The 19252-nt window shown below is 54.7% G+C and carries 18 protein-coding genes; 1 reads left to right on the top strand and 17 read right to left on the bottom strand.

The window, feature by feature from the left end; translation table 11 throughout:
• Window positions 1–41: 41 nt before the first annotated feature.
• The 16 genes from MIH18_RS15440 to MIH18_RS15365 all read right to left on the bottom strand — a co-directional run bounded on the left by MIH18_RS15440 (window position 42) and on the right by MIH18_RS15365 (window position 16305).
• The gene (locus MIH18_RS15440; protein WP_249006438.1) at window positions 42–929 is read right to left on the bottom strand and encodes a hydrolase or metal-binding protein; all 888 of its coding nucleotides are present in this window, start codon (window positions 927–929) and stop codon (window positions 42–44) included.
• Between the two features lie 63 nt (window positions 930–992).
• On the bottom strand, window positions 993–1994 hold the full coding sequence (locus MIH18_RS15435) for a lambda-exonuclease family protein (RefSeq protein ID WP_249014630.1): 1002 nt from the start codon (window positions 1992–1994) through the stop codon (window positions 993–995).
• A gap of 83 nt (window positions 1995–2077) precedes the next feature.
• On the bottom strand, window positions 2078–3040 hold the full coding sequence (locus MIH18_RS15430) for a DUF932 domain-containing protein (RefSeq protein WP_249006440.1): 963 nt from the start codon (window positions 3038–3040) through the stop codon (window positions 2078–2080).
• A gap of 31 nt (window positions 3041–3071) precedes the next feature.
• Window positions 3072–3410: a hypothetical protein gene (locus MIH18_RS15425; protein WP_249006441.1), complete on the bottom strand. Its 339-nt coding sequence runs from the start codon at window positions 3408–3410 to the stop codon at window positions 3072–3074.
• 83 nt (window positions 3411–3493) lie between these two features.
• On the bottom strand, window positions 3494–3874 hold the full coding sequence (locus MIH18_RS15420; protein ID WP_249006442.1) for a hypothetical protein: 381 nt from the start codon (window positions 3872–3874) through the stop codon (window positions 3494–3496).
• Complete coding sequence (locus MIH18_RS15415; RefSeq protein ID WP_249006443.1) at window positions 3871–5001, bottom strand: hypothetical protein; 1131 nt, start codon at window positions 4999–5001, stop codon at window positions 3871–3873. Before MIH18_RS15415 ends, MIH18_RS15420 begins: the two co-directional genes overlap by 4 nt.
• 686 nt (window positions 5002–5687) lie before the next feature.
• Window positions 5688–6470 (bottom strand): lysophospholipid acyltransferase family protein, encoded by a 783-nt coding sequence (locus tag MIH18_RS15410; protein WP_249014629.1) that lies wholly within the window; start codon window positions 6468–6470, stop codon window positions 5688–5690.
• A gap of 5 nt (window positions 6471–6475) precedes the next feature.
• On the bottom strand, window positions 6476–7234 hold the full coding sequence (locus MIH18_RS15405) for a GNAT family N-acyltransferase (protein ID WP_249012806.1): 759 nt from the start codon (window positions 7232–7234) through the stop codon (window positions 6476–6478).
• Window positions 7235–7356: 122 nt separating this feature from the next.
• Window positions 7357–8115, bottom strand: coding sequence for an alpha/beta hydrolase (locus MIH18_RS15400; RefSeq protein WP_249012805.1), 759 nt, complete (start codon window positions 8113–8115; stop codon window positions 7357–7359).
• Entirely contained in the window at window positions 8115–9221 is a 1107-nt protein-coding gene (locus tag MIH18_RS15395) for a M14 family zinc carboxypeptidase (protein WP_249012804.1), read from the bottom strand. Before MIH18_RS15395 ends, MIH18_RS15400 begins: the two co-directional genes overlap by 1 nt.
• Window positions 9222–9701: 480 nt before the next feature.
• Window positions 9702–10901, bottom strand: a complete 1200-nt coding sequence (locus MIH18_RS15390) for an alpha-D-ribose 1-methylphosphonate 5-triphosphate diphosphatase (protein WP_249012803.1) — start codon at window positions 10899–10901, stop codon at window positions 9702–9704.
• Between the two features lie 23 nt (window positions 10902–10924).
• Window positions 10925–11749 carry a phosphonate ABC transporter, permease protein PhnE gene (phnE, locus tag MIH18_RS15385; protein ID WP_249012802.1) on the bottom strand — a complete coding sequence of 275 codons (825 nt, stop codon included), beginning with the start codon at window positions 11747–11749 and terminating at the stop codon, window positions 10925–10927.
• Entirely contained in the window at window positions 11742–12542 is an 801-nt protein-coding gene (locus MIH18_RS15380) for a phosphonate ABC transporter ATP-binding protein (protein WP_249012801.1), read from the bottom strand. The genes phnE and MIH18_RS15380 overlap by 8 nt, the downstream gene beginning before the upstream one ends.
• 57 nt (window positions 12543–12599) lie before the next feature.
• Window positions 12600–13499: a phosphate/phosphite/phosphonate ABC transporter substrate-binding protein gene (locus MIH18_RS15375; protein ID WP_249012800.1), complete on the bottom strand. Its 900-nt coding sequence runs from the start codon at window positions 13497–13499 to the stop codon at window positions 12600–12602.
• Between the two features lie 334 nt (window positions 13500–13833).
• The gene (locus tag MIH18_RS15370; protein ID WP_249012799.1) at window positions 13834–15777 is read right to left on the bottom strand and encodes an MFS transporter; all 1944 of its coding nucleotides are present in this window, start codon (window positions 15775–15777) and stop codon (window positions 13834–13836) included.
• 69 nt (window positions 15778–15846) lie between these two features.
• Complete coding sequence (locus tag MIH18_RS15365) at window positions 15847–16305, bottom strand: DUF4124 domain-containing protein (protein ID WP_249012798.1); 459 nt, start codon at window positions 16303–16305, stop codon at window positions 15847–15849.
• A 188-nt stretch (window positions 16306–16493) separates the two neighbouring features.
• Here MIH18_RS15365 and MIH18_RS15360 point away from each other — a divergent pair, with 188 nt between their 5' ends.
• Window positions 16494–17390 carry a chemotaxis protein gene (locus tag MIH18_RS15360; RefSeq protein ID WP_249012797.1) on the top strand — a complete coding sequence of 299 codons (897 nt, stop codon included), beginning with the start codon at window positions 16494–16496 and terminating at the stop codon, window positions 17388–17390.
• A gap of 111 nt (window positions 17391–17501) precedes the next feature.
• Here MIH18_RS15360 and mqo read toward each other — a convergent pair whose 3' ends face one another.
• Window positions 17502–18986, bottom strand: a complete 1485-nt coding sequence (mqo, locus tag MIH18_RS15355) for a malate dehydrogenase (quinone) (protein WP_249012796.1) — start codon at window positions 18984–18986, stop codon at window positions 17502–17504.
• Window positions 18987–19252 lie beyond the last annotated feature (266 nt).

Raw genomic sequence — 19252 nt, 5'->3', positions numbered from 1 at the left:
GGCATTCTGACGAGTGGCCCGCGCGGACCACTCGTCAACATCTAGCTTGAAGCCGACTTTACAGAATTGCGGTCTTTCCGCAGTTTTGACACAACAGAGGCATTATCCAGCGAGCCTTCCACTGAAGTAGCGGGGTAAAACTCTTCAATCAACTGACTTGCCTCATCTTCGTCATACTCGAACAGCGCATTACCAAATCCCTTAGCAGCCGCCGCATCCAGAGCAGCCTGGTCAACGCCCGCCTCCTTCACCTGCCTGGCCTTTTCCCTTGCCTCAACCACCGCTTCCTGCAGCGACAACCCTTCCCTGATTACCAGATCCACATAGTAGATCGGCGTCCGATGGCTCTGCGTCGTGCTTTTGCCCCGGAGCTTCAATTCCAACGGCATGTAAGCCAGCAGACCACCAGAGACTGCCTGGTAGTAGCTCAGCCTGGCCGCAAGGGTCCGGATACTGTTGTAGCCGGTTGTGCGAAAGATGAAGGTGCCAAGATCATCGTCATCACCGACCTTCACGTTCAGACGACCATAGGGCTTGCACAGACCACCCTTACCGAACTCACACAGCGTCGGCCCCGGGCATGGCAAAGACTGCACTCCGGATTGCGTCAAGCGCTTGCATGTGTCGCCGTTACCTACACACAAGGGCCGTCCGCTTTTACGGTCGAACATGGTGTATTCCGCCCGCAGGTTGAGATCCGCTTCGTTGAAGAGCATGCGTACCGGAATGGTTCGCAGTTTGCCGTTTGGGGCATCCTTTCTGAGCTCTTCGTCGAGGGGGTGTAGAATCCACCCACCCTTCTCCTGGATTTGGGAGGTGATGGTGAACTGGTTGTCTTTCTGTGGCAGCCGGATGCCGTTTTTCTCAACAACCCGACCAATGCTGATACGCCCTAATACCGGGGGCGTGATGGCTAAACCTTTAATCATGATGCATCTCCTGGAAAAAGGACCACGGGGCGATTGCCACGCCCGCGTGGCCAAATGGGGTATTTATGCTCGAATAAGGAATCGCCGGCTTCCCGGCTTGGTGAGTGGGTACTGATCTAGTAGGTCTGGCTGATCCGTCAGTAGCTGCTTCACATTGAGCCCGACGGAATCCTTGCTCCGTTTCCAGCTCACGCTGCCACTGGGGAAGGTTGCCTTTGAGGCTTCGCCCATCTGGCTTTCGATTCGCTGTTTCAGGTGGGATTCTGTGGATTTGAGGCTTTCCATTTCCGTGCGGATGGCCAGTAGCTCGTCGAACGCATCGGACAGCTCCTTGCTTTGGCTGAAGTCCAGGGTCTCCCCTCTGTCCACTGGGTACAGATGGCGCAAGGCACGTTCAGCAGAATCGGTTCCATCGACTGGTGGTGGGGTATCTGTCTCCACGAAATCCCAGAATTGGCGTTCCAGCACGTATAGCGCCTCGATGAGCTCCTCATTCCGTTCAATGCGGTAGATCTTCAACTCCTGACCACAAAGCAGAACGCACACGTCCGCCGCCTGTTTGCCGGTGACGGCCAGTTGGTGCTGAACCTGGCATTGGATGTAGTCCGGAACGCCCTCTTTCCATAGGCGTGATCCGAACTCCCCTGCCGTTTTGCACTCCAGGATCTGCACGTCGTCATCGGCTACCACGGAGTAGTCGAGGTTCGCCAACATCCAATGCTTGTCCGGATCTGGGTGTTGCAACACTGCATTTACTCGGCGCACCTTCCGGCCCGTCTGTTGGCTGTACTGCTCAGCTACGATGGGTTCCAGGATATGGCCCCAGTAGACCGGTGAGCTGGGGTCGTCGGAATCCGGTTTCGGTAGACCAGCGTCCCGCTCAGTTTTGACCATCCAAAGTTCGAGCTGAGATTGATAGGGACTTATGCCAACCGCTGCAGCGGCATCACTACTGCCAATGCCTTGCTTACGTACCTTCAGCCATTCATCCCGACTGAGGCCCTTAGTGGAGACCAGCCGCAAAGCCGGTCGCTGTTTCTCGATTGCCTTTGCATTCATGCCCATGGTGTTTCCTCCAGACATAAAAAAACCCACCAGAGCAACAGGCTCCGGTGGGTTTTATGAGGGTTTTAATTTACGGGAAGTGGTTAAGCCACGAGAGACATGGCCTGTTCCAACGCTCGGTTCTTGATGGCCGCGCCGGTTCCGAACCAGGCGGAATCCAGCCGGTGGTCAACGGTTTTGGCCCGGCGTTGGTGATCGATGAATTCAGTCACAGCATTCACCAAACCGTAGGCAGTACCTTCGGATGAAGCCAGCGTGGCGCCCATGCCATCGCCTTCATACAGCCCCAGGGCTTTGGCCATGGAGCGCTCATTAGTTTTACCAACGCCCTCCTTCACGTCCTCCGTAAATACTTTCAAGAAGTAGTTGCGGGCCTCAGTGGCTTTCACCTTACGCTCACTCAGAATCTTGAGGCGGTACATAAAGTCGTCCCAGGCGGAAACGGATATGCCCAGCTGCTTCTTCACCAGGTTCGCATCGAAGGCTGTGTTGTGCTTCACCTTGACTGCGTTGGCCGCGGAACCCTTCAGGGCAACGGCGAGGGTGTTGTTGCACAACACGCGGATGCTGGTGAACTGCGCAGTCGTCGCCAAGGTCCCGTCACAAGAAGTTGCCAGTAGCACATAGGCATTAGTCTGGTCGTTACCTTTGAGCAATCCCGACTGACCGGTACGGGCGAGTGCCCACATTTTACGGCCACCTTTCAGTAAACCAGCGGTTTCCAGCTCAAAACCGGACACCTCGGTCAGGTCCCGGTAGAACTCTAGGATTTCCTCAGGCTGCACCACTTTGAAGCGGTTACCGACAACCGATAACGGAGCCTTGGTATCCGAGCGGTAAAGCACCTTGGAGTCCGGATAGGACAGAATCTCCCCGAGGGTGCCACCGGCATTGGTGACGTAGCGAACGGGGCTTTCCTCGATCTGCCAGTCCAGTCCGGCCTGCCTCGCCCAGACCTCCAGGGGCTGGTTTGAAGTCAGTTCATTCCCCAGGCCATGCCAAGGGGCTTGGCCAACATAGGCCATTTGCTCGATGAGATGAGCCATGATTGTTCTCCTTTGGAGTTTGCGAGGGGAATTAAAGGGCGTCTTCGCGGGAGTCGGAATTAGTGCTGAAGGAATAGCCGCACTCAAGGCATCGATGGTTTTCGAGCACGCGTTCATCCAGGACATCGCCCAGAACCACGCCAGCAGAGGCGCCGGTTGCGCCACCTAGCAAAGCACCTATGACGGCGCCACCGATACCACCGACGGGGCCTGTCAGTGCTCCCACTGCAGCACCCGTTCTCGCTCCTGCAATCGCAGCTACGTAACCGCCATAGGTGCCCGCCGAAGCACCGATGACGCCGGCGGCTTTCTTACCATAGTTGTTCTTGCCAATCCGACGGGACAGGCAGTTGGGGCATTGCTCGGACATGGAAATTACCTCTGTGAATTGGGAGGGAGGCACTGTTAGTGCCTTAGCTCACAAAGGTGATATAGGTTTGAAATCTCGTGAAATCAGGTACCGGTATTGCTAAAGAACCAATCGCGCTCCTCTGCCCTTCTTCTCAGGATTTTGGCCTTTTTTTCAGTTGCGCTTGTGCCATAAGGGCTGAAGTCTATAACCGCATGTTCAGGGAAGTTTTCTAAGGGATCGTCCTTTGTTTCAAGCTCAAGCTGCGCGCACTCTTGACAAGTCACCGCCATCACTCCGACTGATGATTGTTTTAGAGTCGTGGTGTAATGCTCATAAGCGTCTAAGGCTGCGATTAGATGGCCGTCGTATACCGACAACTTTTTATCGTCCTTTGGAGTAGGTCTAAAAGCCTGCGAAGAAACTCTGCCATTTTGGATAAAGCTTGGGTGGACTTGTCTCAGCAGCGGCGTGTCTACCTTCACAATGACTCTCCGTTAAATTGTTCAAGCAGACCGGTAACGTTTTCCCAACCATTATCTTCTGAAAGGTTCACTTGTAATTCAGTTTCTTCCTCGGTTGGCATATACAAAGCATGAAGGTGGCCTGACTTAGCGGCCAGGTTAATATCCAGGGTTATTTCATAACGGCAGATGCTCCATTCTAGCTGCACACCACCTTCAGCGGTCGGGTATAGATAGGGAGAGGGTAGCGGGTCACTCAGATAGGAATCTAGCCGACTTTCTAGCCAGTTCAACTGGTCAGAATCAAGAGCTTTACCTAATTTGCCATCCAGCCAGCCACTCTTAAGCAAACGCAGCTCATCGATTCGCGCGCCCACATCACGTTCGTCTAACAACGTGACATGCTCAACTTCTTCCATACTCTTCAATTGACCGTTTCGATTATAGAGGCCAATTCCTTGAATGCTTACTCGAAGCCCATCTCGATACCCATTGAAAGCTTTAACAATGGTGTCGAAATGCTGCATTGGGATGGGACCTGAAACTCTCTGTCCGCCGATGGTCTCTATTTCAAAGGTAAGCTTGGCTTGATCAGCTTCAGGAATCACTCCCCTAAGACTTACCTCCTCAGTAAGTTCTTGCAGCTGAGTTGAAGCCAATCTCAATGCTCTTCGCGTGGTCTGATTCAACCTCGCACCTCGTCCAACTGCCTCTGGAGCAAAATCGATAAATTCATCCTGACGCAGACCTCGTCCGAGCTTATCAAAGTAACCTAGAAGAAATTCTGGAAGATGTTTTTTTATTTCAGTATGTTGCGCTGCCGCTTCTATTGCGTCGACGATGCTGTCTCGGGCACGCTCAAAATAATTCTGATTTGCTGGTGCAATTAGTTGACGCTGATCGACGAAAAGCGACATATCTGGCATAGCGCTGCCCTCGTCAACAGCAGTCAGCTTGACGGAGATACCTTTTGTAAATCCTCTCGGTGAGCGTTCGCGTTTCGGATGATCGTTAAGATAGTGCCACTTCGCAACCTCGACAATCATTTCCTCCAATACCGCGAACTCCTTCAGCATATCCAGAGGAATCGCATGATCGTCGAAACGACTCCCGGCCATCCTTGGTTTAAGAAAGGGTACTCGCTCCATGTTGAGCAATGCTCCTTCGTTCACTAAAGTTATGTAACCACTGATTCTCTTGCTCACTAACCAGAAATCATCATAGGCTAGCCCAGATCATAGTGCATTTGGCTTGATTTTTCCTGTAATTGGACCGACTAGCAATCTTTTAAACCAATTTCAGCTCACAGGGCACAAAAAAACCGGCTGGTAGGATAAGCATTCTTGATACTCCCAACGCCCCCGATGCTAATCTTGAATTTTGAACCAACTTGCTCCTTAATCCGGCAACCGTGATGCGGAACGGGTGAAAGTAAAGTCCAAATAGCTATGTACGATGATGCCCTAATCAAAAGTTCCTTAACGAAGAAACTTGTCACCAGGTCGAACTAGGTCGCGGGAATCAAGTAAGACGTTCGCAGACTGTGGGTAATAGTGCGGGTAACCAGAAAATCTGTAAACTAATTTAACTTTTAAATCAGCTTCTTGCCCAAGTTATTTGGTGGACGCCGTCTCCACCAACCAAGAGTTTCAAGGGGTCCAGCGGGATCCACTGAAACGCCCTAAAGCCCCGGAAACGGGGCTTTTTTTATGCCTGTCACATCCATATTGATCCATTGGCATCCACGCTCACTTGTGGGTAACGAAACGACACTTTCGCTAGGCGGTTACCCACAAGCCTCTCTCGCAGATGCGCACCATTGATCTCAATAGTGTTAGAAAGCTGACGTGTCCCGTTTAATGCGCAGAGCTTCCAGCCCCTGAGTGACCTGATGGTGGAGCGTCCGGGCCAGCTCGCTGGAGCTGTCACTGCTGGAAACGGTCAGGGGTGGATGGAACATGATGTCCACCCGTACTGCAGGCTTCCTCAGCAGGCGGCAGAGATGGACGACAAAATCATCGTCGCCGATGAAGGGAACCAGGCGGTCAATCTGCCCGTCTCGGTGGTAGGCAATGGTCATTGCCTGTACCGGGCGTTCGGCCGCGATCGCGGCTCCGAGCAGGCGTGGGTGAAACGTTTTGACGCTTTCCCCGGAGCTGGTCGTCCCCTCAGGGAATAACAGCACGGAATCTCCATGTTCCAGGGCCATGGCAAGCGCTTGTCGGACTGCAGCCGCATCCCCTGCGCCACGTTGAAAAAAAAGGGTTCCGGCATGGCGTGCAATCCAGCCAATCAGTGGCCAGGACGCCACCTCACGCTTGGCAAGAAACCGTAACGGAAGGCGCGCGCCCAAAATGGGAATATCAGTCCAGGAAACGTGATTAGAAACACGCAATGCCGAGTTCTCTAACGCACAACCGTGAGTTTGGACGCGCATGCCCAGCAGCCAGCACAGAACCACGAAATAACGCCGCACGAAGGGGGCCCGGTCGATTCGTCTCCAAGTGCACAGTTCAAAGGCGCGCAATAGCACCAGGGTCACCATGCTGAGCAGTAAAAACCCCACAAACGCGCTCATGCGAGTATAAAATCGAACGTGCTCAGCAATGCGTACCATCTGTATCAAGCGGTTCGCGCCTCAAGTTTGTAGCGGCGTGCGTAACGGGCTGCAAGTTTATCCACATCGAGCAGTACCAACAGGTCTGCACATCGGAAAGCGGGGTCCCAGCAGGGCTCGCCACATACCTCCGCACCCAGGCGCATATAAGTGCGGATCAGCGGAGGAATCTCGACTTTGGCAGTCTTCAGGGGCTGGCTAGCTGGGTGGGGCAGAATGCGTTTAGGTGTGACCCGGAAATCGTCCGCGGCCATGTGATCCCGCTGCAACTGCTGGGTGATGCGCCAGGCCTTGTAACCGCCGTCCAGCATACTGATACTGGCGCAGCCCAGCAGATAGTCTATTCGTTCCTGGGCCAGATACTGTGCCACAGTGGACCAAAGCATGCTCAGGGCCGCTCCCGAACGGCAATCGCTGCGAATGCACGTCCGGCCCAGTTCAGCGAACAAGCCGGGATTGCGTTTCAAACGCTCCAAGTCGAATTCGTCTTCCGAATAGAAACCGCCGATCTTGGTCGCTACCTCACCATGCAGCAGACGCGTGGTTGCCACCACCTCGCCGCTTTCGTCGATTACCACGAAATGTTCGCACCAGGGGTCAAAGCGGTCCTGGTCGATACCGGTACCCGTTTCCAGATCGGCACCGTATTCGCTGGTGAACACCTCATGCCTTAGCCGCTGGGCAGCGACGATCTGGGCCGGTTTTGTTGCCACGCTGGAGGTAAGATTGCGGCCGCTGCTGGAGACTCTGGACTCATTTGGCATGACCTGATCCCTTTGGATGGCTGATTCGTTGCGGCCACTAATCTGAAGCAAGCCGGTTCCATTAGAATGTAAGGCAGTGGTATTGCACCCAGATGAAGAGTTTACGACGAATTGATGACAGCTCAGTCGGTACCGGCCTGGAACCGGTGATTGATCGGAAAGTAGGTATCTAGCTGCGCGATCAGCCACTGGGGATCGTCCAATGGCAGGTCATGGCCTGCGTTGGGATGCACTTCCAGCCGGCACTCAAGCGACTCAGCCAGATCCCTACTGCAACGCCAATCCGTCAGCCGATCGCCATCACTGGCCAGCACGAGAGTCGGCATCCGCGGCACTCGATGTGGCGGCTTGTAGCGGGAGGCGGCGTACAGTTGGCGAATCACATCGAGCCGCCGCACCGGACGATCACGCTGAATCGCCTGCCAGTTCTGAGCAACCACGCTGCTAACAGGCCGGTTGCTCGTAAGGGCCAGAATCGCCTGTTCCCGCGCATCGCTGTCGGCCTGGGTCAGCATGCGCATTACGGGCATCCATTGAGCTGGGCGCAGTCGCCGCCAGGGAGAGCTAAGCCCAGAACTGGAAGAAACCAGCACCAGGTTCGCGCAGTCTTCAGGCCGATGGAGCGCCCAATCCAGTGCCACCATGCCTCCGAGCGACAGTCCGATCAGCCCTAGCGGGCGCGGCAAATGGCGAGTCGCCCGCTCGGCGAACTGGCGTACCCCGGCAATGCAGGTAGGCGAGGGCAAATGCCGGTGAAGCCCGGTGCCGGGCAGATCCAGGGTATGGAAGCTGTCCTGGAGACGGGCCCGTCGAAGCTGCTCCAGCCAGTCGCCCCAGTGAGCGCTCTCCCTTCCCAGCCCTCGAAGTAACAACCAGTCCATTACAGGTTCTCGCCCTTGCTATACCAGTGCATTCTGGCCGCCGCCCGCAGCCACTCGCCTTCGGACTTGGTGGGTAGCCAGTTACCGTAATTGGCGCTGGCATCGAGAAGAAAATCTAACAATATCATATGGCTGCGCAAGACACGTTGATGGCGATGAGTCGCCAGGGGGTTGAATAGTCCTTGCCGGCTAAACAGCTGCCGGGGGCGCTTACGCACCCAGCGCCAAGAGCCCATTTCAAGGGTTAGTGGCAGCCAGGGAGCGCTGGCCTCGCGATTATGACGTTTGTAAAAGTAGTCCCACAGGTCGCCATGGGTGACATAGTGCTCTGATTGCGGCTCGAACTGATAGTCGTGATGAGGGTAGGCCTGCTCCCAAAGCAGCTTCAGCGCCATAATGGACGAGATATTGCGCATTGGACGGCGGCGGTATGCGTAGGGAAACCAGATTTGATCTCGCCAGCCAAAGCCCGAGTGACAATCGAGCGAAAGGCTGAATGGCCGTCCCGCCAATACCTCTTCGATGATGCTCTGCAAGGCCAAATTTTCCGGTTCCATCCCTTGACCGGGCTTGCCTCTGTACCATGGAAGCATCGGAGATATGCGCTGCCCACCCACTAGAAAGGTGCTCTGGCTCTGGGCAGAAATGGGAGCATTGCGCATAAGATCGACGCCAGCAGGATTGCTGCGCCGATTCAGAAACATACCGCCGGGGTTGAGTATGGGCACAACCACCAGACGCACTTGCTGCAGCAGTTCAGACAGATGTTCGTCCCAGCGCAGCCGGTTGGCCAGGTTGCTCAGCCATGCCAGAACCACCTGGGTGCCGATGCGCTCCAGCCCGTGCACGCCGCCCAGCAGCAACAGCGCTGGCCGGTCCGCCGGTGCATCGCCCACATCGACACGGTAAATTGGCAGCTCAAGCGAGCCCACTGGAATGCTTGCGCTTACCTGCGCGGAAAACTGCGCCGGTGACTCAGCGAGGATACGCTCCAGCTCAATCAGCTCAGGTAACTGGCGTCGCAACATACGCCGCTGTTTTCCATCACGCAGACTCTGCTGTTCGTGGATCACCTTGATGTGAGTGAGGTCGCTCAGTTCAGTCATGGATCTGCCTCGAAAATCTACATTTCATTGCGAAGTGACGTGTCTTCGCACCAGTATTCCATGTTGTCTTACATTCTGCCCTTGAGGATGTAGGAAGGCGCCTTCCGGTAAATCTTAATGTCGTGGAAGGGGTCGGTGAGAATCTTGGTCATCACATACCAGGCCAGACTGTCCTGCCAACATACTCGGCAGTCAGGCAATTAATATCTGACGCACAATGACTACTCTCTAAATCAAAATTAGAACATGCATTCGACACTAACCGCCGCCAGTTACAGATTTATTAAACTTTGAAATCGGGTTCAAGTATTAAGTGCAGCATCGTCTTCACCCACGTCTGACTTATCGGGAGTAAACCGGAACTCACAAAACGTTAAAGCCCCGCTAGTCGGGGCTTTTTTCTGCCTGTGTTTTGTAGGTTTAGAAAAATAGATCTGTTCTGGTTTTGAATAACCCTCCGGCGAATGCGCTGTTTGTTACTTAATTGAAGCAACCAGACCGTTGGAAAACCGACTTCCCACCTACAACTGTGGCCTGCAGTGACAGCGGCGAGCCATCAAGTTCGCTTAACAGCAAAAGATCGGCGTCAAATCCGGGTGCTATACGCCCCTTACTTGCGCCTAGCCCCACTGCTTTTGCCGGGTTCTCGCTGACCAACTTCCAGGCTTGTGCGAGCGGCATCAGCCCCTGCTCTGCTGCGACAAACGGTGCGCAGAACAAACTGGGGTAATGGTAGTCACTGCACAAAATGCTCACCAGATTCTGTTCAATGGCAGCCCTGACGCTGATGGCTCCAACATGAGAACCGCCACGAACCAGGTTGGGCGCACCCATAAGCACTGCAGCACCGGCGGCCAGGCTGGCTTTTGCTGTTTCGGCGTTCATGGGGAACTCCGCAATTGTCGTGCCCAGCGTCCGGTTATGTTCAACGTCATCAACACATTGGTCGTCATGGGAAGACAAACTGATGCCAGCCTTACGCGCCTGTTGCGCCAATTCATAAGTCTGTTCTTCACCGAGGTTTCTTCTGTCCTGCAGGCTGTTTAAAAACAGCCTGGTTTCAGCCTCATCCATTGTCACACGGCGCCGGAAGCCGGCGAGATAACGTTCAGTAGAGGTTGGATTATCCAGTTCGGGCAAGTGGTCGTTCATGGAAAGCATGTGGATACGACCCTCGGCAATCCAGCCCATGAGTTCGTCATGCAGCTCGGTGTTTACCTTTTCATGACGAATGTGCACCCGTGACTGGCAGCTGAATCTGGGTTTCAGGTGTTCTAAGGCAAGAAGCAGGCGCCGCACTGTGTCGCGGCTACGGGCCCCGGGCTCAAAGCCATCGGTGATGCTGTAGTAGAAGGTGGTTATACCGTTGGAAATGAGACTGGCGTCATTGGCGGCCAGGGCAAGTTCGAGCGGAAAAACGGTGCCGGCTCGGGGTGTTATGTGACGTTCAAAGGCGTCGCCATGCAGGTCTATGATGCCGGGCAGCAGATAGCCGCCATGTCCGTTCAGCAATACGCTGGCGGAACGGTCCACGTCAGCGCCAACGGCACGGATTTTTCCACCACACACTTCTACACAGCTGTTTTCCAGCCAGCCATCACTGGTAAGAACGTTAACATTCTCAATCAGCGTACTGATCTGTGAGGTCATGTTTTCCAGGTTGTTCATGAGGTTTTGCATTGGGTGACTCCAAAAAAAAGCGTCTACTGACTCTGGCGCATCAGGCCTTCCCGTAACCGGGAAGACAGATGCTCTACTGCGTATACCAGAATGAAGATCATCAATATGATGTAAGCGGCCTGGTCGTAGCGGAACATCTCCATTGACACCGCCAGTTCAGCGCCAATACCACCCGCGCCAACCAGGCCCAGCACTACGGAGGAACGCACCGCCTTCTCGAGCGAAAACAGGCTGGTATTGATCATGCTGGGCAACGCTCCGGGAATCTGGACAACAGCAATGCGATCAAGCGGACTGGTACCGATCGAATCGAGGGCTTCCGAAGGGCCAGGGTCGACTTCCTCCATGGCTTCGGCGAAGAAACGACCGCAAAAGCCAATGGTGTCGACAATAATGGTGAGCGTTCCAGCAAAAGGGCCGAGGCCAACAGAGACTACGAAAAACAACGCCCAGGCCAGGTCTGGCACAGTTCGAAGAAAACTGATGATGGAACGGGTCACATGTCGGACCAAAGGATGGGGCGATGTGTTTCTGCCCGCCAATAACGCCATGGGTATGCTCAGGATGACGCCGATCACGGTACCTACCAAAGCCATCTGAAAGGTAACCAGAATGGCCGCCATAATCGGGCCGGCACGGTCTGTTGCTGGGGGAAACATTTCGCCGGCAATCGTTCCCATATTGGGCAAACCGCGTATCAGGTCGCTGATGGACATGCCGGCACCAGCCAGTGACCACAGAAAAAAGCCGAGAAACAGCGCAAACAAGGCGGTACTTAGCCAACTCGGACGCTGAAACCGTGGAGTAACAGACGGTTTACACTCATTAGAAAAGCGTATTTCAGGCATAAAAGCCTCTTAAACTAGCGGTATTTTCCGTTCCGCTTGCGGAATCAAGCTGTAGCTCTGAGTTCCGCAAGCCGATAATACGATCGGCATAGTGCAGGGCATGTTCGACATGATGTGAAACAAAAAACAGAGTCAGGTTCTGCGCCTTGGACAGCTTTGCGAATAGCTCCATAACGACCTGACCGGATTTCGGGTCCAGGCTTGCGGTAGGCTCATCCGCAAACAGAATGCTCGGCTCCTGCATTAACGCACGGGCGATAGCAACTCGCTGTGACTGACCTCCAGATAGCTGGTCGCAACGCTTATCCCAAAGGTCCGCCAGGCCAACCTGGTCCAGATAATGAAGTGCACGGTCCCTGTCTATCTGTCGGGCCCAGCTTTGGGACCAATTTCTGGGCCCCGAATGATGAGCAAAATTACCATGAAGTACATTGGTTAACGCCGACAAGCGGGGCACCAAACAATGCTTCTGAAACACGAACCCGACTCGATTACGGGCTTTCTTGAGCTCACGTCCTTTTTTGTTGGATAAAGCTTCGCCAGAAAGCACAATATTGCCTTCGTCCGGCTCAATTAACCGCACGCAACAGCGCAGCAATGTGCTTTTCCCGGCACCGTTTGCACCAATAAGCGCCACAGACTGGCCTTTATAAATATTGAAGCAGACATTTTTGAACACCGGTGTCGTAGAACCATGAAACCGTTTGGTCAGCCCGTGCACTTGCAGCGAGCTCGCGGTTGATTGTTCACTGACAAGCGTCTGTCGTAACAGAGATGATGCAATATTTGTCATTGAGGGTTGTCCTTGAGCTCGGACGAGACAAGTTATGTCCCGTCCGAAGAGGCGTTCTTAGTCGCCAATAAAATCGGAGTATTCGGGATAACCTATGGTGGTGTACATTGACCGGACGTAGTTGTAGTCACTGTCTTTGATGTTGTTGACAAACCGCATACCGGTGTATTTGTCGACGTCTGTGCCACCGCCATTGACGATGGCATTGATCAACTCATCCGAGCTGTTCACAAAGGCATCGCGCATGCGGTCGATGACTTTCTGATCTACGTGGCTGCCTGCCATCAAGAGATCATTCGGAAGATCTCGCCCACGAGCGATGACCCGAAAGGCACCGGGCTGTAAGCCGCTCTTCTCCATCTCCTGCTGACGAAGTCTGCGGAACTCGGTGTGGTTCATGCCAACGGCTGCTACATCTCCACTTTTCAATGATTCCCAAAGAATCGGCACTTTTGTGTGCACGATGTCCAGATCATCCATTGGCGAGATGCCGCCATCTGCCAGTACCTGTATGGGCCCAAGATGGCGGGAGGTGGAACCCACGCTGCCCATAGCGACCTGCTCTCCAACAAGGTCAGTAACCGAGGTGAAACCGCTTTCTGCCAAAGTGACAATCAACGCAAAATAGTCAGGGCGAGAAAAACCGACCACTACTTTCGCGTTTGCACGGTTCTGCATAACCACGTATTCCGCTGGGCCCGTGAGGACAAAGTCGACCTGTTTGAATCGCAAAGCTTCGACCGCCGCTGTGCGATTGGTCACCGGCAGGAACTCAATGTCGTAGCCCGATGCTGCAGACAGGGTATCCCTGAATGCACCAAATTCTCGCTGTAATTCCTCCAACCCTACCAGATCGGTTACGGCCAGTTTGATGGTCTCCGCATGGATCGCCGCAGGTGCTGTCAGAGCAAGCGACAACAAGACCAGAGATAGGCATCGGTATAGGTTCTTGAACATCTGTACTTCTCCACGCATTGGATAGTGTTGAATCAATCTAAAGCGCGGGCATGACAGAACAGTGAACACTTCATGTCATTTCAGTGACGTGCTGAACCTGTCGGACAGGTCAGCGCGCAGCTCGTTGCCGGGATGACATAATCTGGATATTATTAAAGGTGGCCAAAACTGTGCGAGAACTAAGTTAAGTCGACGGCGTCGCCATCAACCTCTGACATCCCGGGGTTACACCGGAACTCAAAAAACGTTAAAGCCCAGCTAGTCGGGGCTTTTTTCTGCCTATGTTTTTTGGATACGTCAGAAATTAGTGCCGGCAGCGGGCCTAAGCAACTGGCTAGCTGCCCAGCAGAACGGCTACCTCGCCCTGCAACACCTCGGGCGAGACCATCGCCGGCGCCAGTGGCGCACCTACATTCAAACCTACCCGGCTGAAGGTTCCGCGACGAAACGGCCGCACCATGGCTACGCGTTCGCCGCGTACTTCTTCCACCCGGCTAAAGAACGACCCCCACAGATTTGTCAGCGCCATGGGAATGACCGGAATAACCAGGCCGTCTTTATCCGCACCTTCCAGCACTTTCATTACGCCGCCTTTGAATGGCTGTAACTGGCCGTCACGGGTGATCGCGCCTTCGGGGAAAATAGCCAGAATTCCGCCGTCCTGCAGCACCTTCGATGCCGCGACGAAAGCGGCCTCGTAGGCTTCCGGGTCGTCTTTTCGCGGGGCGATGGGGATGGCTTTGGCCATCCTGAACAACCAGCCCAGCACCGGTACCTTGAATATTCGGTGATCCATAATGAAACGAATTGGCCGCGGGCTAGCCGCCATAAGCAGCACCGCATCAACAAAACTGACGTGATTGCACACCAGTAGCGCGGCGCCCTCAGTAGGAAGGTACTGGTCGCCCTGAACCTTGAATCGGTATACCAGACGCGACGCTACCCAGGCGACGAAACGCAACAAGTACTCTGGCACCAGCATAAAGATGTAGAAGGCCACCACCGCGTTGGCCAGACCCACAAACAGAAAAATCTGCGGAATACTGAAGCCCGCGCCCAGCAATAGCCCGGCTGCCAGAGAGCTGATGATCATAAACAAGGCGTTCAGAATGTTGTTGGCCGCAATAATGCGCGCCCTGTGCGTTGGCTGGCTGCGCATTTGAATCAACGCGTACATGGGCACGCTGTACAGGCCCGCAAACAGGCTGAGCAGCGCCAGGTCAAACAGAACACGCCAGTGAATGGCTGTACCCAGAAACTCACTCAGCCCCAGGCTGCCAGCCGAAGGCAGTCCACGGGTGGCGAAGTACAGATCCACCGAAAACACCGTCATGCCAATGGCGCCCAACGGCACCAGACCAATTTCTACATGGCGCCGACTTAGCACCTCACACAGCAGCGAACCGGTCGCAATGCCGATGGAAAAAACCACCAGCAACAGCGAGGCCACTTGCTCATCGCCGTGCAATACGTCTTTGGCAAAAGCGGGAAACAGGCTCAAAAAGGCTGCGCCAAAAAACCACATCCAACTGATACCCAGTATCGAGCGAAACACCACCGGCTGCTGATGGGCCAACTTCAGGTTACGCCAGGTTTCCGTGAGCGGGTTCCAGTTCATCTTCAGGGCCGGATCCAGAGCCGGTGATGCCGGGATAAACTGTGCGGCCAGCCGCCCAAACAGAGCCAGAACTATGCAGGTTACCCCTACCACTGGAGCCCCTACCTCGGGCAGAGTAATCAGCAAACCGCCGGCTACGTTACCCAGCAAGATCGCCACAAAAGTGCCCATTTCGATCATGCCATTGCCCCCGGTGAGCTCGCGCTCGTGCAGATGCTGCGGCAGGTAGGCAAACTTTACCGGGCCGAACACCGCTGACTGAGTTCCCATAAAGAACACACAGGCCAGCAACAGCGGCATGTTCTGGCTGAAAAAGCCCCAGGCCGCCAGCGCCATTATCGCCAGTTCAGTCCATTTCAGTGCGGTTATCATGGTGCGGCGATCAAGCTTGTCTGCAAGCTGGCCACTGGTGGCCGAGAACAGCAGAAACGGCAGAATAAACAACGCACCAATCACCAGCCCTGCCTTGTCTGCGGGTAACCATTGCAGCTGCACCTGGTAGGTGACCAGCACCGTGAAGGCAAACTTGAACAGGTTGTCGTTGGCCGCACCCAGGAATTGGGTCCAGAAAAATGGCGCGAAACGGCGCTGGGTCATTAAAGCGAACTGGCCGCTTTGGTCAGGCTTGACTGACCTGACAGGGGTGTTGACGTGGCTCATCTATTAACCTCATTTAAGGGGGCGCGCGGCGGGGTTATCAGCGCTAAGGAGTATCGCGGTAGCAGGGCGTTAGCGCCGCAGGCACTCCCAGACGCGCTTGCTGGCCAACTCCCGCCTGTCGCGCCTCAGCCGGTTCCCCCTAGACGCTGAATAGCCACCGGCGCGCAATCGGCTTTCTATGTTGTCGATGCGGTCTGCATAATTGTCACAGGTTTTTCTCCGGGCAAGCTGGTCTACATTGGATTGCGCGCTTTTTTGAGTCTTATCATCAGACACAGGGCGAACGGAACTCTGCTGAGCTTCAGGCTGAAGGCCCTGCAAACGGTCGCTACGGCGCCGGTTATTGTCAGCGATAGGAATCACGGTGGGCCTGCGAAAATCGATCGCCTGGCTGCCGGGAGTTTTGGGCTTGTCGGTGAAGTGGGTAACGCCGTTGGCGTCGGTCCAGCGGTAATAATCGGCTTTTGCCGCGCCAGACAAGCCAAGTAACACCACCATAGCAGTAATGGATATTGGGACGGGTCGCATCGTTCATTCCTTTGACATTTGCGGTTCGGCACAGCAAATGGGCCATACTTCAAAATCAGAAGATAACATGCCAAATAAGTACTCGCATAAATTGTGTCAGTGACGCTGTCTTTTTACCATCATCGGTTATGCTGTGTTGCTCTACCCGTAATACTGGGTGTTCATTTCGTTTTTTGACAGGTGCGCTTATGAGTAGCCAACCCAAGCAGCTGCAAAAACTGCTGCTGTTTCAACTGACAGATCAGCAGCAGTTTGGCCTGGGCACGCTGAAAATTCGCGAAATTATGCCGTTCAGGCGTCTTAGTCGCCTGCCCCATAGCCATCACGCCATTGTTGGCACGGCCACCTTCCGTAATGCGGCGGTGCCGGTAATTGATATGGCCGCGGCTATCGGTTACCCGGCGCTAAGCGCGGAAGAGCGCGCCGAAGCCTCCATTATTGTGACCGACGTGCAGCGTCAGGAAATCGGTTTTATGGTGCGCAGCGTGCAACGCATCGTTGAAGCCGATTGGAAAAAGGTGTTACCGCCGCCCCAGGCCCTGGGTAAAAACGCGTTTATTACCGGTTTGCTGACCCTTGATGGCGCTCTGGTGCAACTGCTGGATCTGGAATTGCTGCTGGCTCGGGTATACCCGGAGTCTTTGAACAGTCAGGACGTGCTGCTGAATGATATGGAGATAGAAACCCTGCGCAACATGTCGATTCTGCTGGTGGATGATTCACGGGTGGCGCGCAAACAGCTGTGCGATGTGCTGGACCGCAAGAATATTGGCTATCAGGTAACCGAAAACGGCACGGCCGCGTTCGAGTACCTGCTGGATAGCAGCGCCCACGGCAAACCGGTGAATATTCTGGTGAGTGACATCGAAATGCCGGGCCTGGACGGCTATGAACTGACGTTCAAGGTGCGCGACAACAGCCAACTGCACCAGCCATACATTATTCTGCATACCTCACTGAACAGCGAAATGAGCCTGAGTTATGCCGAACAGGTCGGCGCTGACACCGCGCTAACCAAGTTCGACGCTGAGGAACTGATGCACGCTATGCTAGTCGCGGCGAAAGGGCGCCAGCAGAAGATCTGATGCCCCGTCTATTTTTGACGGCACCATTATTGCCGGCAGCGTAAAACAAAAACCGGAGCTAGTTCACCAGGCTCCGGTTTTTTTATGCGCTTGCCCCGTCAGGATTCCGCGTCACGGTTTGAGCTTGAGGGTGGTGAGCGTGCGCTCACGCACTTTTAACAGCAGCGCTTCGTTTTCTACCAGAGACTGGCCGTACGATGGTACCAAAACTTTCATCCGCGCCTGCCACTCCGGGGTTTTCATTTTCTCGGGGAAGCAGCGCTGCAACACGTCGAGCATGGCGCTTGCTGCTGTTGAGGCGCCAGGCGAGGCTCCCAGCAGCGCGGCCAGCGTGCCGTCTTTGGCAGCGACTATTTCGGTACCAAACTCCAGCTTGCCGCCGCCGTCTTTGGCTTTTTTGATGATCTGCACCCGTTGGCCTGCGTCCTGCAGGCGCCAGTCGCCCTCGCGCGCATCCGGGAAGAAATTCCGCAGTGCGTCTACCCGGTCGCTGTGGGACTGAAACACTTCGCCAATCAGATAGCGGGTCAGGTCCATGTTGGACTTGCTCACCGACAACATGGGGCGCAAGTTCGACGAGCGCACCGAGCTGATCAGGTCAAACACCGAACCCTGCTTCAGGAAGCGGGTGGTAAAGCCGGCAAAGGGTCCAAACAACAGGGCCGGCTCGCCGTTAATTATGCGGGTATCCAGGTGTGGCACCGACATGGGCGGCGCACCAATCGGCGCTTTACCGTAAACCTTGGAATGATGCTGCTGCACCACTTCCGGCCGGTCACACACCAACCACTGGCCGCTCACCGGAAAACCGCCGTAACCTTCGGCTTCATCAATCCCTGATTTCTGCAACAGGGGCAGAGCGCCGCCGCCCGCACCCAGGAACACAAAGCCGGCTTCCAGCTTGGTCTGCTCACCGGTTTCCTGATTTTTTACCCTTATTTTCCAGCGCCCATTATCGCGTTGGTCAATATAGTGCACCGGGCTGTTCAGCATTAGCTCGAAACCGGGTTGGCTTTCCAGGTGCTTTACGATGCTGCGGGTCAGGGAACCAAAATCCACATCGGCGCCGTGCTTTATCCGGGTAGCAGCAACGCGCTGCATGGGGTCGCGGTGTTTAACGATCAGCGGCATCCACTCGGCCAGGTCTTCGGGCGACTCGCTGTATTCCATTTCACGAAACAGGTGGTGCGCACTCAGGCGTTCGAAGCGGCGTTTAAGAAAGGCGACGTCTTTTTCGCCCCAGACAAAGCTTTGGTGCGGGGTACGGTTTATGAATTTTTTCGGATCGGGCAATATGCCCTGCTCCACCAGGTATGACCAGAACTGCAGCGTTACTTCGAACTGGGCGTTTATCTGCAAAGCCCGGTCGATGGTCACATCGCCCTCGTCGGTTTCGGGGGTGTAGTTCAGCTCGCAGTAGCCGGCGTGACCGGTACCTGCGTTGTTCCAGCCATCGGTGCTTTCGTGGGCAATATGGTCCAGACGCTCCACCAGAACGATGTCCATGGCTGGGTCTAGCTGCTTCAGTATCATGCCGAGGGTAGCGCTCATCACGCCCCCACCGACCAGCACTACGTCTGCCTGTCTTACGGCCATTGGTTTTTCACCCTAGCGAGTATTGAGCTTGTATGCCCTTTCACGATCAGCAAAAGAGCCTGTCGGAAACCAGCCAGATGGAGATAATAATGCTGGCAACTGTTTCCTGAATTCGATGTGACGATTATCCCGGCTTTCGGCGCACTATTAAATTGTAATTGGCAACGGTTGCGCGTCATGTGAAGACTCGCGTGGCCCCGGGATTCTGTCTCCGTTGTAATTGATTTTCCCGCCTTTGCCAGACAATATCTCCGCAACTTTAGTCT

The sequence above is a fragment of the Marinobacter sp. M3C genome, assembly GCF_023311895.1.
GTDB lineage: Bacteria > Pseudomonadota > Gammaproteobacteria > Pseudomonadales > Oleiphilaceae > Marinobacter.
The sequence above is the reverse complement of the archived record's forward strand: the minus strand, read 5'-3'. Positions and strand labels throughout refer to the sequence as shown.

Coding starts and splice junctions, on each gene's coding strand:
- mqo (WP_249012796.1), bottom strand. CDS start 18,986: ATGGCCGTAAGACAGGCAGACGTAGTGCTGGTCGGTGGGGGCGTGATG.
- MIH18_RS15370 (WP_249012799.1), bottom strand. CDS start 15,777: ATGAGCCACGTCAACACCCCTGTCAGGTCAGTCAAGCCTGACCAAAGC.
- MIH18_RS15425 (WP_249006441.1), bottom strand. CDS start 3,410: ATGTCCGAGCAATGCCCCAACTGCCTGTCCCGTCGGATTGGCAAGAAC.
- MIH18_RS15360 (WP_249012797.1), top strand. CDS start 16,494: ATGAGTAGCCAACCCAAGCAGCTGCAAAAACTGCTGCTGTTTCAACTG.
- MIH18_RS15410 (WP_249014629.1), bottom strand. CDS start 6,470: ATGGTACGCATTGCTGAGCACGTTCGATTTTATACTCGCATGAGCGCG.
- MIH18_RS15405 (WP_249012806.1), bottom strand. CDS start 7,234: ATGCCAAATGAGTCCAGAGTCTCCAGCAGCGGCCGCAATCTTACCTCC.
- MIH18_RS15415 (WP_249006443.1), bottom strand. CDS start 5,001: ATGGAGCGAGTACCCTTTCTTAAACCAAGGATGGCCGGGAGTCGTTTC.
- MIH18_RS15435 (WP_249014630.1), bottom strand. CDS start 1,994: ATGGGCATGAATGCAAAGGCAATCGAGAAACAGCGACCGGCTTTGCGG.
- MIH18_RS15390 (WP_249012803.1), bottom strand. CDS start 10,901: ATGCAAAACCTCATGAACAACCTGGAAAACATGACCTCACAGATCAGT.
- MIH18_RS15430 (WP_249006440.1), bottom strand. CDS start 3,040: ATGGCTCATCTCATCGAGCAAATGGCCTATGTTGGCCAAGCCCCTTGG.
- MIH18_RS15440 (WP_249006438.1), bottom strand. CDS start 929: ATGATTAAAGGTTTAGCCATCACGCCCCCGGTATTAGGGCGTATCAGC.
- MIH18_RS15400 (WP_249012805.1), bottom strand. CDS start 8,115: ATGGACTGGTTGTTACTTCGAGGGCTGGGAAGGGAGAGCGCTCACTGG.
- MIH18_RS15365 (WP_249012798.1), bottom strand. CDS start 16,305: ATGCGACCCGTCCCAATATCCATTACTGCTATGGTGGTGTTACTTGGC.
- MIH18_RS15375 (WP_249012800.1), bottom strand. CDS start 13,499: ATGTTCAAGAACCTATACCGATGCCTATCTCTGGTCTTGTTGTCGCTT.
- MIH18_RS15395 (WP_249012804.1), bottom strand. CDS start 9,221: ATGACTGAACTGAGCGACCTCACTCACATCAAGGTGATCCACGAACAG.
- phnE (WP_249012802.1), bottom strand. CDS start 11,749: ATGCCTGAAATACGCTTTTCTAATGAGTGTAAACCGTCTGTTACTCCA.
- MIH18_RS15380 (WP_249012801.1), bottom strand. CDS start 12,542: ATGACAAATATTGCATCATCTCTGTTACGACAGACGCTTGTCAGTGAA.